This is a genomic window from Sulfuritalea sp. (assembly GCF_017302275.1).
In the GTDB taxonomy this organism is placed as follows: Bacteria; Pseudomonadota; Gammaproteobacteria; order Burkholderiales; family Rhodocyclaceae; genus Sulfuritalea.
Genome location: NZ_JAFLDR010000065.1, coordinates 1 through 12,894, shown reverse-complemented (window position 1 = coordinate 12,894; position 12,894 = coordinate 1). Strand labels below are relative to the sequence as shown.

14 protein-coding genes are annotated in these 12,894 nt (G+C 67.4%); 9 read left to right on the top strand and 5 right to left on the bottom strand.

Going from position 1 to position 12,894, the window contains the following annotated elements; genetic code table 11:
* The 9 genes from J0M27_RS20450 to J0M27_RS20410 form a co-directional block, all read left to right on the top strand.
* Positions 1-872: hypothetical protein (locus J0M27_RS20450; protein WP_294996320.1), on the top strand; the 872-nt coding region annotated here is incomplete at its 5' end.
* Entirely contained in the window at positions 872-1,693 is an 822-nt protein-coding gene (locus J0M27_RS20445) for a ferredoxin--NADP reductase (protein WP_294996317.1), read from the top strand. The genes J0M27_RS20450 and J0M27_RS20445, both read left to right, overlap by 1 nt.
* 36 nt (positions 1,694-1,729) lie before the next feature.
* Positions 1,730-2,224, top strand: coding sequence for a hypothetical protein (locus J0M27_RS20440; protein WP_294996314.1), 495 nt, complete (start codon positions 1,730-1,732; stop codon positions 2,222-2,224).
* Positions 2,225-2,695: 471 nt separating this feature from the next.
* Positions 2,696-3,304: a TetR family transcriptional regulator gene (locus J0M27_RS20435; protein ID WP_365963256.1), complete on the top strand. Its 609-nt coding sequence runs from the start codon at positions 2,696-2,698 to the stop codon at positions 3,302-3,304.
* A complete protein-coding gene (locus J0M27_RS20430; RefSeq protein WP_294996309.1) occupies positions 3,301-3,708 on the top strand; it encodes a hypothetical protein in 408 nt (135 codons plus the stop codon). Before J0M27_RS20435 ends, J0M27_RS20430 begins: the two co-directional genes overlap by 4 nt.
* Positions 3,705-4,883, top strand: a complete 1,179-nt coding sequence (locus J0M27_RS20425; protein ID WP_294996307.1) for an efflux RND transporter periplasmic adaptor subunit — start codon at positions 3,705-3,707, stop codon at positions 4,881-4,883. The genes J0M27_RS20430 and J0M27_RS20425 overlap by 4 nt, the downstream gene beginning before the upstream one ends.
* 7 nt (positions 4,884-4,890) lie before the next feature.
* Positions 4,891-6,084 (top strand): ABC transporter permease, encoded by a 1,194-nt coding sequence (locus J0M27_RS20420; protein WP_294996305.1) that lies wholly within the window; start codon positions 4,891-4,893, stop codon positions 6,082-6,084.
* A gap of 148 nt (positions 6,085-6,232) precedes the next feature.
* Positions 6,233-6,949 (top strand): ABC transporter ATP-binding protein, encoded by a 717-nt coding sequence (locus J0M27_RS20415; RefSeq protein WP_294996302.1) that lies wholly within the window; start codon positions 6,233-6,235, stop codon positions 6,947-6,949.
* Positions 6,950-7,036: 87 nt separating this feature from the next.
* On the top strand, positions 7,037-7,267 hold the full coding sequence (locus J0M27_RS20410) for a DUF3079 domain-containing protein (RefSeq protein WP_294996299.1): 231 nt from the start codon (positions 7,037-7,039) through the stop codon (positions 7,265-7,267).
* Positions 7,268-7,459: 192 nt separating this feature from the next.
* Here the strand turns inward: J0M27_RS20410 and J0M27_RS20405 are convergent, their stop codons facing one another.
* The 5 genes from J0M27_RS20405 to J0M27_RS20385 form a co-directional block, all read right to left on the bottom strand.
* Positions 7,460-8,593, bottom strand: coding sequence for an ABC transporter substrate-binding protein (locus tag J0M27_RS20405; protein WP_294996296.1), 1,134 nt, complete (start codon positions 8,591-8,593; stop codon positions 7,460-7,462).
* Between the two features lie 169 nt (positions 8,594-8,762).
* Positions 8,763-10,340 carry a UbiD family decarboxylase gene (locus tag J0M27_RS20400; RefSeq protein WP_294996293.1) on the bottom strand — a complete coding sequence of 526 codons (1,578 nt, stop codon included), beginning with the start codon at positions 10,338-10,340 and terminating at the stop codon, positions 8,763-8,765.
* Positions 10,341-10,417: 77 nt separating this feature from the next.
* Positions 10,418-11,074, bottom strand: coding sequence for a protocatechuate 3,4-dioxygenase (locus J0M27_RS20395; protein ID WP_294996290.1), 657 nt, complete (start codon positions 11,072-11,074; stop codon positions 10,418-10,420).
* Positions 11,075-11,081: 7 nt separating this feature from the next.
* On the bottom strand, positions 11,082-11,843 hold the full coding sequence (locus J0M27_RS20390; RefSeq protein WP_294996287.1) for an SDR family oxidoreductase: 762 nt from the start codon (positions 11,841-11,843) through the stop codon (positions 11,082-11,084).
* Between the two features lie 25 nt (positions 11,844-11,868).
* The coding region (locus J0M27_RS20385) for a VWA domain-containing protein (protein WP_294996284.1) at positions 11,869-12,894 on the bottom strand (1,026 nt) is incomplete at its 5' end.

The window sequence follows — 12,894 nt, the reverse complement described above, 5'->3', positions numbered from 1 at the left end:
CGGCCGCGGCCGGCAGCGGCGGCATCGCCCTGCTCGCCGGGGCGCCGCTGGTCGCGACGCAAGTGCTGACGGTCGTCGGGGCCGCGATACTGGTCGCCGCCAGCATCCTGGTGCTGGTCCGGTTGGTCGCGCCCTTCACCGTCGTCCTCGGCATCGGCGCGCTGTGCTGGCTGGTCGGCAACACGGCGTGGCTCGCGGGCGGTGCGCTTGCCGCCGCCGTGCCCTGGTGGCTGGCCTTCCTGGTGCTGACCATCGCCGGCGAGCGGCTCGAGTTGACGCGCTTCCTGCCCACCCCGGCGGTGGCGCAAAGGCTGTTCTTCGCCATCGTCGGCGGCATCCTCGCCGGCGCCGCGATCAGCTTCTGGCAGGAAAATGCCGGCCTCGCGCTGTTCTCCGCGGGCCTGCTGGCACTGGCCGCCTGGCTGCTGCGCTACGACATCGCGCGGCGCAATGCGCAACAACGGGGACTGGTCCGCTTCATCGCCCTGTGCCTGCTCTCGGGCTACGCCTGGCTGGCGCTGGCCGGCCTGCTCGGCATCAGTGGCGGCTTCCTGCCCGGCCACCCGTGGCGCGACGCGACGCTGCATGCGGTCGGCCTCGGCTTCGTCTTCTCGATGATCTTCGGCCACGCGCCGATCATTTTCCCCGCCGTGGTGCGGGTGAAGATTCCTTATCACCCGTTCTTTTATGTACCGCTGCTGGTGCTGCACGCTTCCCTGGCGCTGCGCATTTTCGGCGGCCTTGGCGATGCATTTCCGCTGCGCAGCGGGGGCGGCCTGTTGAATGCCATCGCCCTGCTGCTGTTCATTGCCACGATGATCGCCAGCGTGGTGCGCGGCGGCAGCCAAACCGCCACCCAAGGAGCTGCATGATGGGCGCCATCGAAGAGCCTGGACTCGAAGTTCTCGCCACGCGCAATCTCGCCGGCGCGCAGGACAAATGGACCACCGAGCGCGTGCTGTCGATCCGCTGGTGGACGCCGACCCTGCTCTCTTTCCGCACCACCCGTTATCGCGGCTTCCGCTTCACGCCGGGGCATTACACGCGGCTCGGGCTCGGCGCGGCCGACGACGTTGCCTGGCGGCCGTTCTCGCTGGCCTCTGCGGCCTATGACGAGTTCCTCGAATTCATCGCGGTGCTGGTGCCGGGCGGCACCTTTTCGGAACCGCTGCGGCAATTGCGCGAAGGCGATGCGATCCGCGTCGACAAGGCCAGCTACGGCTTCCTCACCGTCGACCACCTGGCCCCGGGCCGCGAGCTCTGGATGCTCGCCAGCGGCACCGGGCTCGGGCCCTTCCTCGCCATCCTGAAGGATCCCGCCGTCTGGCAGAACCACCAGCGCCTGATCGTCGCGCACAGCGTCCGCCACTCGTCGGAACTGGCCTGGCGCGACGAAATTGCCGGCATGCCGCAAGGCGAATTGATCGCCGAGGCCAAAGCCAGGCTCACCTATCTGCCGATCGCCACCCGCGAGCCGGGCGCGACCGCACTGGCCGACCGCATCCCGCGGCTGCTTGCCGACGGCCGCCTCGAAGCTGCGGCGGCCTGCCCGCTCGATGTCGCCCACTCGCGCGTGCTGGTCTGCGGCAACCCCGAAATGACACGCGAGCTGCGCCAGTCGCTTTCAGCGCGTGGCTTCGCCACCAATCGCCGCGGCGTGCCGGGACAGATGGCCTTCGAGAAATACTGGTAAGCCGATTCACCCACTTCACACGACTGGAGCACCGTTATGTCTCACCGCAATTCCCGCTGGCTGATTGTCGCCGCCTCGCTCGCGCTGAGCGCAGCCCCCGCCTGGGCCGCCGACCCCGCGCATGACCACGACGCCCACGGCGCCGCCACGCTGAAACTCGACAACGGGCAGAAGTGGAAGACCGATGCCCCGCTGCGCCAGGGCATGGCGAACATCAAGGCCGCGGTGCAGCCACACTTGCCCGCCATTCACGAAAACAAGCTGAAAGCGGCGACCTATCAGATGCTGGCGAAGCAAATCAACGCGCAAAGCGCATTCATCGTCGCGAACTGCAAACTGGCACCGGACGCCGACGCGCAACTGCATCTCGTCATCGCCGTGCTCGGCGCCGCGGCGGATGCCATGGCCGGCAAGAGCAAGGCGCTGTCGCGGCAGAAGGGCGCGCTGCAACTGCTTCATACGCTCGACGCCTATGGCCAGTTCTTCGACCATCCGGGCTGGGCCGAACCCGCGACGAAGCACGCGCACTGACCGCGGCGGCACGGTCCGGGCTTCCCGCGATGAAACGCCATCCCGACCGGCTGCAACTCTCGCGCGAGCATCACGGCGCGCACGTGCGCTTCGAGGAGCGCGAAGTCTTCGAGGCGGCGCAGGCCGTGGGCGCCCCGGATACCGCCTGAAGGACGCCATGTCCGGGCCAGCGGCAGCCAGAAAGGTCATCGAGATCAAGCCCTGGGCCGATCCGGAGGCCAAGGTGTACCCACGGCCCGTCAGCGTGGGTTAAGAGGCTATTCGCGCGCCGCGTTCAATTCCCTGCGCTGGCACGCATTGCCTGGTTACGAATACCCGCCACTGCCAGGTCCAAAGCCGTTGCGGCAAGACGGGTCCGTTGCCTTCATCTGCCACCTCTGGAGCACGTGGCTCCTGCAAGGATTTCTTGATTGTCTTGGGCTTCTGGAATAAGCTAGTAATTGGTTACTTACTTAATGACCTAAAATGTCTATTGAACCGAGACCGAGGAACTTGCCCGCGGACCAGCGCCGGGCTGTCACCGTGGACGCCGTTATCGAACTGACGGCCGAGCAGAATCCGGGCGATATCACTACCGCCGCGATTGCCCAGCGAATGAACCTGACGCAGGGCGCGCTGTTTCGGCACTTTCCCAGCAAGGATGCAATCTGGCAGGCTGTCATGGAGTGGGTGGCCGAGCGATTGCTGCAGCGGGTGGATCGTGCCATTCACGGCGCCGACTCGCCGCTGTCCGCACTGGAAGCGGTGTTCATGGCCCACATCAAGTTCGTCGCCGAGCACCCCGGCGTGCCACGACTGCTGTTCGGCGAGCTGCAGCGTGCCGAGGACACTCCCGCCAAACGCATGGCACGCACTCTGATTGGCGCCTACAGGGAACGCCTGAGCGGCCTGATCGATGCCGGAAAAGTCCGCGGCGAAGTCGCGCCGGATGTCGAAACTGCAGCGGCCGTCATCGCTTTCATCGGCAGCATCCAGGGCTTGGTCATGCAATCGCTGCTGAGCGGCAAGGCCGGGCAAATGCGCGCCGACGCGCCGGGTGCCTTCGCCATTTACCGTCGCGGAATCAGGAGCTTCACATGAAGTCCGGACGCATACTTGAATGGCTGGCCATTGCCGCCATCGCTTTCGGCGTCCTCACCGTGTTCAGCGGTGGCCGCGCATTGTTCGGCGGCATGGAGGCGCGCGCCGGGCTTGGCAACATCGTGCCCTTCGTGCTCTGGTTCAACTTCCTGGCCGGCTTTGTCTATGTCCTCGCCGGGGCGGCGCTGCTACTGGCCAAACCCCGGGCCGCCCCGCTGGCCTTGTTCCTGGCCGTGTCGACGATTCTTGTCTTCCTGGCCTTTGCGGTGCATATCGCCGCCGGCGGCGCGTTTGAAGCGCGCACCGCCGGTGCCATGTCGCTGCGCTCGCTGTTCTGGATTGCGGTCGCGTTTGTTGCCCTTCGCGCAAAGAAAGCGCCAGCGGTGGTGAGCAACCCGCGATGAAATCCTCCTTCGATCGTCGCGCCACACTCATTGCCGCCGCCGTCGGGCTGGTGGCCATTCTGGTCCTGTTCGTCGCGCGCAGCGGGCCGCTGGCGTCGATGCGCGTCACCGTCGCGCCGGCCGCGCGGGCCGATCTGGCGCCCTTGCTGTTCGGCATCGGCGTCGTTGAAGCGCGGCGCAGCTATCTGGTCGGCCCCACCACAGCCGGGCGCGTGCGCCAGGTCGCCGTGGATGTCGGCGAAGTCGTGAAGGCCGGCCAATTGCTGGCGGAGATGGACCCGATCGACCTCGATCAGCGCCTTGCCGCAACCAGCGCGGCCGCCAGGCGCGCGAAGAATGCTGTCGATACGGCGGCGGCGCAACTTGCCGACAGCGGCGCCCGACGCGAAGTGGCCGCCGCCAATGCGCGCCGCTATGAGGAATTGGGCCGCAAGGGTTTCGTCAGTTCCAGCGTGACCGAGGGCAAGACGCAGGAGATGAATTCCGCGTCGGCCCAGTTTGCCGCCGCCGAAGCCGCGTTGGCCGGCGCGCGCCAGGACCTCGCGCGCCTCGACGCAGAACGTGCCGGCGCGCAACAGCAGCGCGGCAACCTGCGTCTGCTGGCGCCGGCCGGCGGCGTGGTCACCGCGCGCGACGCCGAGCCGGGCTCGACCGTGGTCGCCGGACAGGCCGTGGTGCGGCTGGTGGCCGCCGACAGCCTGTGGCTGAAAATGCGACTCGACCAGCAACGCTCGGCCGGCCTGCAAGTGGGGCTCCCGGCAGAAATCGTGCTGCGCTCGCGGCCGGGCCAGGTGCTGCCCGGCAAGGTCGCGCGCATTGAAATGCTGAGCGACAGCGTGACCGAAGAGCGCATTGCGCTGGTCGCTTTCGAGACGCCGCCGAAGGACGTGTCGGTCGGCGAAATGAGCGAAATCACGCTGCGCCAGCCGCTCGTCAAACAGGCGCTGGCGGTACCCGGCGCGGCATTGCGCCTGCGCGGCGGCAAGACCGGCGTCTGGGTGTTGCGCGATGACGAGCCCGGATTCGTTGCGGTCAAGGCCGGCATCAGCGGCGCCGACGGCAAGGTGCAGATCCTCGACGGCCTCAAGGAAGGCGATGCGGTGATCGTGCACAGCGAAGGCGAACTGACCGAAGGCAGTCGCATCAAAGTGGTCTCGGCGATCGCCGGCACGTGAGTTTGCAATGATCAGTCTCGCCGGCCGCGACATCCTGCATTCCTGGGGCAAGTTCGTCCTCACCGGGATCGGGCTGGGCCTGCTGATCGGCGCCACGCTGACCATGGCCGGCGTCTATCGCGGCATGGTCGATGACGCACGGGTACTGCTGACCAACAGCGGCGCCGACATCTGGGTGGTGCAGAAGGACACCCAGGGACCGTATGCCGAGTCGTCCAGCATCCGCGACGACGTGTATCGCGGACTGCTCGGCATGTCCGGCGTGGCGCAGGCGGCGAACGTCACCTACCTGACCATGCAGGTGCGCCATGGCGCCCGCGAGAGTCGCAGCATGGTGGTCGGCTTCGAGCCGGGACAGCCCGGCGAGCCGGGCTATCTGGTGGCGGGGCGGCGCCTGCTGCGCGGCCACTTCGAGGCCATCGCCGACGTCAAGACCGGCTTCAAGCTCGGCGAGCGCATCCGCATCCGGCGCCACGAGTACGAAGTGGTCGGGCTGACGCGGCGCATGGTGTCCTCCGGCGGCGACCCGATGGTGTTCATTCCGCTCAAAGACGCGCAGGAAGCGCAGTTCCTCAAGGACAACGACGCGATCATCGCCGACCGCGCGCGCACGACGGCCAACCCCGCTCTTAATCGCCCCGGCGTGCCCGGCCTGCTCGACGCGGTGACGGCGTCGCAGACCGTCAATCACAGCGTCAATGCGGTACTGGTGAAAGTCGGCGCTGGCGACACGGCGGCAAGCGTGGCGCAGGAGATCCGCCGCTGGAAACACGTGCAGGCCTACACCCGCGAGCAGATGGAGGAGATCCTGATCGCCAAGCTGATCGCCACGTCGGCCAAGCAGATCGGCATGTTCCTCGCGATCCTCACCGTGGTCAGCGCGGCCATCGTCGCCTTCATCATCTACACCATGACGCTGGGCAAGATCCGCGAAATTGCGGTGCTGAAACTCATCGGCACCCGCAACCGCACCATCGCCGGCATGATCCTGCAACAGGCGCTCGGCCTCGGCCTGATCGGCTTCATCGTCGGCAAGATATCCGCCACGCTGTGGGCGCCGGCCTTTCCCAAGTACGTGCTGCTGGAAACGGCGGACGCCATGCGTGCCCTGGTCATCGTCATGGTGGTCTGCGCGCTGGCCAGTACGCTGGCGATCCGCGCCGCGCTGAAGGTTGATCCGGCCACGGCGATCGGAGGCTGAGAGCTTATGAATAAATCTACTGCGCGTGCCGGATCGGGGATTGGGCGGTGCTCGCTATCCTCATGTACAAACACGTACATTCCGGTAGCTGCGCTCCGGCCGCACCCCGCTGCGGCCCGCTCGCTACGATTTCTTCGTAAGCTCTGAGATGGACCACGGAATCCACATCGAAGGCCTCAGCAAGCGCTACGGCGATGGCGATACCGCGGTCGAGGCGCTGAAGGACGTCAACATGCGCATCGCGCCCGGCGAGGTAGTCGGCCTGGTCGGCCCCAGCGGCTCGGGCAAGACCACGCTGCTCAAGTGCCTCGGCGCGGTGATCGAACCGACGCGCGGGCGCATGACCCTGGGCGGCGAGGTGATCTACGACAGCGAGCAGGGCGGCTGGAAGACGCCGGACCTGCGCGCCTTGCGCCGCGACCGCATCGGCTTCATCTTCCAGGCGCCCTACCTGATTCCCTTCCTCGACGTGACCGACAACGTGGCCCTGCTGCCGATGCTCGCGGGGCGCGCGAACAGTGCGTCACGGGCGCGGGCGCTGGACCTGCTGCGAGCGCTCGATGTCGCGCATCGCGCAGGCGCGCAGCCCAGCGAGCTTTCCGGCGGCGAGCAGCAGCGCGTCTCGATCGCCCGCGCACTGGCCAACCAGCCGCCGGTGATCCTCGCCGACGAACCCACCGCGCCGCTCGACAGCCAGCGGGCGCTGGCCGTGGTGCGCATCCTCAACCAGATGGCGAACCAGTATCAAACCGCGATCATCGTCGTCACCCACGACGAAAAGATCATTCCCACCTTCAAGCGGATCTATCACATTCGTGACGGAAGGACGGTGGAAGAGGCGGGGGAAGGGCGCGAGATCTCGTGAAGAGGCCGCCGCCGTTACCGAGCAGTCGAAGTTCTGGATCCCGAGTCGGAATTCGAGGCGTCCCGGCATTGCGGTTCCGATAGATCCGTGGCGAAGAAATTTCCCTTGCACCCGAAGCACCCCGAGCGAATCTGCTGGGGCTGCGACAAGTACTGTCCGGTCGACGCCCTCGAATGCGGCAATGGATCGGACCGCACGCAGCACCCGATGGAACTGCTCGGGGACGACTGGCTCGAGTTCGGCGACTGGAACCTGGACACCGGCACGGAACCACCCTGTAGCACCGATGGCAAGGATAAGGGACCGGCTTCGAAGTAGTGCCAACGCCCCCAACTGCAAGAGTCGGCGCGCCACAGGGACTTCCTGCGGTCGCTGGCGGTACGGCGCCGAGCGGCATGTGCGAGCAGTCGGCGCCGCCCGTCCTACGTCCCGGCTATCGGTTGCCGGCTGTCGATCACTATCCTCCGAACGAATCGCCTGCCCGTCTGGCGACGAGCAGGCTAGCCAGGCTTACTGCGCGAGTTTCCAGGCACCGCCCTCGACCTTGACCAGGACCCGCGCCCGCGCGTCCATGCCATTGTGGTTGCTCGGGGACATGGTGTAGATGCCGTGGGTGCCGACCGCCTCGCGCACCTTCTCCAGCGCGTCGCGCAGCGCCGCGCGAAATGCCGGCGTGCCCGGCTTGGCGGCCTTCATCGCTTCGGGCAGGGCCTTTTCGACCAGCAGGTGGGCGTCGTAGGCATAGCCGGCGAAGGCGTTGCGGTTCTGCGCGCCGTAGGCCGCATCGTAGGCCTTGACGAAGCCGCTCGCCACCGCCTTGACCGGATTCGACTCGGGCAGTTGTTCCGCCACCACCAGCGGGCCGGTCGGCGCGATCAGGCCTTCCACGCTCTTGCCGCCAACACGGATGAAATCGGGATTCACCATGCCGTGGTTGCCGTACACCGGTCCCTTGTAGCCGCGACCCGCGAGCGAGATGGCGGGCAGCGCGCCCGGCGTACCCGAGCCGCCGACCAGCACCGCGTCCGGCTTGGCCGCCACTATCTTCAGCACCTGGGCCTCGACGCTGGTATCGACGCGCGCATAGCGCTCGTTGGCGATGACCTTGATGCCGGCCGGCCCGGCCAGGGCGGTGAGCGCCTTGTCGATGCCCTCGCCCCAGGGATCGTTGAAGCCGATGTAGCCCACGGTCTTCACGCCGGCAGCCTGCATGTGCTTGACCACACCCTCGATCATCAGCGGAATCGACTGCGGCACGACGAAGGTCCACACCATCTTTTCCGGCGGCAGGCTCATCGGCGCCAGCGCGATCTGCGCCGTCTTCAATTCCGCGGCGACTTCGGCGATGGCATGGTTGTTCGGCACCGAGGACGAGCCCATGATCACATCCGCATTGTCTTCCGTGACCAGCTTGCGCGCATTCTTGACCGCCTGGGTGGGATCGGACGCGTCGTCGAGCACGATGTAGCGGATCGGCTGTCCGCCCAGCGTCTTCGGCAGCATGTTGAAGGTGTTGCGGTAATGGACGCCGAGCGACGCTCCCGGCCCGGTGGTCGACACCGTGACGCCGACGGTGATATCCGCCAGCGATGCCGCGCTGAAAGCGGTGAATGCAATGCCGATCAGGGTGGTTCGCAGTTTCATGATGTCTCCTCTTTTTTGGTCAGGGTGAAACAGCCCGTTCCGAGCGAATGGACAAGGTCGAGCGAAGCGAGCCGAATTCATAGCCCCCCGTGAGGGGGGATGGGGGGCGGGCGTTCAATTTGCCTTTGCATTTTTCATCTGCTGCGGGTGGCGCTCGCTGCGCTGAGCGTCAGACTTCGGGAAAGCGTTTGGAAAGCTTGGCGAAGGTCAGCAGTTCGCGCTTCTCCTCCGACAGGTAATCGCCGCCGATGCCGTATTCGGCCCAGCGTGCGCGAACCTTTTCTTCGATGGCCACCGGCAGCTTGTTGAGCGGCGGAAAGCGCCGGTTGCCCCAGGCCGGATTTCGCTCGAACTCCCAGCTGCGCGTGGCATCGACCAGGGTCCGCGTCCAGCAGCCGGTGCCGTATTTCATCGGATCGGCCTGGTCGCGCGGGGTCGACGGATCGAGCACCGAGCCGAAGGTGGGGCCGAAGGTGCACAACTGCCCCAGGGCGGGATTGACGCGGAAGGCCCAGGCCCATTCCAGCGCCTCGCGATCGCGGATGTCGATGTCTTCCTCGACCACCATCACGTTCTTGAAGAACCACTGGCCGGCGCCCGTGCCCCACAGCGCGTTGGCGATCTGCTGCGCGTGGCCGCGGTACTGCTTGCGGATCTGCACCACGATGTGGGTGCCGGTGACCACCGGCGGCATCCAGACGTCGGTGATGCCGCCGACGCCGGAATCTTCCAGCATGTTCCAGGCGATGGCCGACCAGCTGTAGGCGCACAGCGGTGAATCCTCGCTGGGAAAGCCGGGCCGCGCACCCTCCAGCGTACCGCGCAGGATCGGATCGTCGCGATGGGTGATGCGCTGGACCCGCAGCACCGGCTTGGGCGAGGGCGAGCCGCCGGCATAGCCGGGATATTCGCCGAACGGGCCTTCCATTTCGAATGTCGCCGGATCGGGCGAGATGAAGCCCTCGACCACGATCTCGGCACTGGCCGGAACCATGAGGTCACTGGTCTCGCATTTCACCAGTTCGACCGGACGGCCGAGGATGGCGCCCATCATTTCATATTCGCAGACCGCCTTGGGGAAGGGGCTGCCGGCGCAGAAGGGCAGCACGTCGTGCCAGCCATGCACCACCGCCACCGGCATCGGCTTCATGGTCTCGCGATGCTGGGCGAAGTGGCCGCCCCAGTGCTGGGTCGGAATCAGCAGCTTGCCGACCTTGTCCGGACCGAGCAGCTGGCCGCGATAGATGCCGACATTGAGGCGCTGCGTTCCCGGATCGCGCGTGATGACGCCGCAGAAGGTGTCGAGGAAGCGTCCGCCGTCGAGGTGGTGCCAGTGGGGCACGGGAAACTGCGTCAGGTCGATGCTCGATCCGTACAGGACGTTGGCCTTCACCGGCCCGGTATCGACTTCCACCGGCGCGATACCCTGCCGATAGCGGCGCTTCAGGTGGGCGACGATCTGCCGGTCCGGCGTGTCGACCGGCAGGTCCAGCAGGAGGCAGACGTGGCGGCGGTTGCCCAGCGTTCCGGTCAGGAAGCGGGTGCAGCGCTTGTCCTGGTAGCCCTTGATGTTCTCGAACAACAGGCCCGGCCCCTGCAGGCCGAGGTTCACCCGGGCGATGGCGCCGATTTCCTCGTTCCAGTCGACTTCGGCCCGGATGCGCCGCAGTTCGCCATGGGCTTCCAGCGTGGCCAGCCAGGAACGCAGATCGACATCAGGCGAAGACTTGTTGGCTGTCGAATTCATGGTCACCGTCGAGTGAAAAACGCCGGATCAGTTTGACCGAAGCCAAAACCAAAGGCAAGGGGCCGCGCCCGGCCGGCTCACTCCAGCACGATGTCGAAGCGCAGCGTGTCCGCTGCGTCGCGTTCCGGCAAGCCGACCAGGCGCTGGCGGGCGGACTCCCGCAGCGACATGAAGAGGCCGTCGCGCGCGTTGGCAGTGGCGGCATCCGGCAGGTACATCTGCGTCACCAGCAGCTCGCGCTCGCCGCGACTGAGGCGGAAGTGAACGTGCGGCGTGCGCCCCGGATAGGCCACCGGCATGATCGTGGCGAAGCGGTAGGCACCATCGGCGTCCGTGGCGGCGCGGCCATAACCGCGAAAATTCGGGTCCAGCGGCGCCGTGCTGTCGTCGTGCGGATGGTGGTAGCGGCCGTGGGCGTTGGTCTGCCAGATCTCGACCAGCAGGCCGGGCAGCGCGCGGCCCGCGGTGTCCGTGACGCGGCCGACGATGTGCAGGGTCTTGCCCCGCGCCCGACCCTTGCCGTCCACGGTGGTCAGGTCATTGCCGGCCCCGGCGTCGGGCCGCAAGGGGTAGTAGGGACCGAGCATCTGGCGCGGCGTCGCCGCCAGGTTCGTGGCGGCGCGCGCCGCCGGCAGGGCGAGCAGCGGCGACAGCAGCAGCAGCCGGCGCTGCCTGTTCCATCGTGGCCCGGATTCAAAAGTCGGCGCTGGTGGCACGGCGATTGTTCGGTTCATGGCAGCGCTACATCGCCAGCGTGAGGCCGCCATCGACCACGAAAACGTGGCCGGTGGCATAGCGGCTGCGCAGCAGGCCCAGCACCGCCTCGACGCAGTCGTCCGGCGTCGCCGAGCGCTGCAGCGGCGCGCGCGCCCTGACCGCCTCGTGCTGCGCCTGCCAGTCCCGCGTCCAGGGCGTCTCGACCAGCCCAGGGGCCACGGCATTGACCCGCACCGGGCCGCAGGACTTGGCCAACAGGCGCGTCATCTGGTTCAGCGCGGCCTTGGCCATCGAATAGGCGATCGAGCTGCCGACCGGGCGCACGCCGGCGATCGAGGTGATGTTGATGACATTGCCGTCGTCGCTCTGCATCAGGTGCGGCATCGCCGCCTTGGTCAGCCACCAGGTACCGGTGACATTGACGTCGAAGGTCTTCGTGAAGATTTCGTCGGTCAGGCCATCCAGGTCCTGGTGCGGCACCACCGTGGTCCACCCGGCGTTGTTCACCAGGATGTCGAGCCGGCCGAAGCGCGCCAGGGTCGCGGCCAGCAAGCGTTCGCCGGCCGCCTTGTCGGCAATGTCGGCCTGCACGTAGAGCGCGTCCTTTCCCAGTTCGGCGGCGATGCGGCTGCCGGCCTCGACCGAACTGGCCGAGTTGATCACCACGGACGCGCCGAGCGCCGACAGGCGACGCGCGATGGCCTCGCCGATGCCGCTGGAGGACCCGGTGACCAGCGCCACCCGGTTGGAAAACTCGCCTGAAGACTCGCCCGATAACTCGCTCATCGCATCCTCCTGTCGTGTGCCCGGCTCAGGCCGTCAGTTTGCGGTAAATGTCGGCGATCCGCGCCGGCAGCTTTTTCGCGTCGTCGATCACGGTGTAATGCGCCGGCCCATAGAGTTGCGGCAGGTAGTCGGCGCCGTGGCGGTCGATGGTGACACAGTAGCTGCGGATGCCCTTCTCGCGTGCTTCCAGCAGCGCGCGGCGGGTGTCCTCGATGCCATAACGCCCTCGATACTCGTCGCCATGGTCGTCGGGGCGACCGTCGGACAAGGTCACCAGCAGCTTGTGGCGGGCGTTCTGCCGCTGCAGCAGGCCGGACAGGTGGCGCACGGCGACGCCCATGCGCGTGTAGTCGCGCGCCTCGATCCCGGCGATGCGCTGCCGCGTGGCCGCGTCGTAGCGGTCGCCGAAGCGCTTGATGCGGTAGATGTCGCAGTGCGTGCGGGTCCAGCCAGAAAAGCCGTAGATGGCATAGCTGTCGCCCAGGGCTTCGATGGCCTCGCACAGCAGCACCAGCGATTCGCGCTCGGCGTCGTTGACCCAGCCCTTGGTCGAGCCGCTCATGTCGACCATGAACATCACCGCCAGCGAGCGCTCGACGCGGCGGCGGTGGATGAACAGGCGCGGCGAGGGCTCGGCGCCGCCCAGGCGGTCGGCGCGGGCGTCGACCTGCGCGTCGAGATCGATCTCCTCGCCGTCGAGCTGGCGTCGCTGCGGCTTGTCTTCGCCGCGCAAGGCCTCGAAGCGGCGGCGGATGCCGCGGATCAGGTGCGCGTGGCGCAGGCGCACCTCATCGACCCAGGCGTGCTCGCCGGCCGGCCCCTCGGATTCGTAAAGGTGGCACCAGTCGCGCCGCCAGGCGCCGCGCCGGTAGTCCCACTCGTCATAGAGCGCGTCGGGCTCGCCGCTTGTGGCGGCGACCTCGCCAGCGCCCGCGTCGCTTTCCTCGGGGCGCCAGGCGCCGGGCCCGGCCGGGCGCAGGAATTCCGGCGGGATGCCGTCGAGGTCCTGCGCCAGCGACTGCGCGGCGGCCCGTGCATCGGGCGGCAGGCC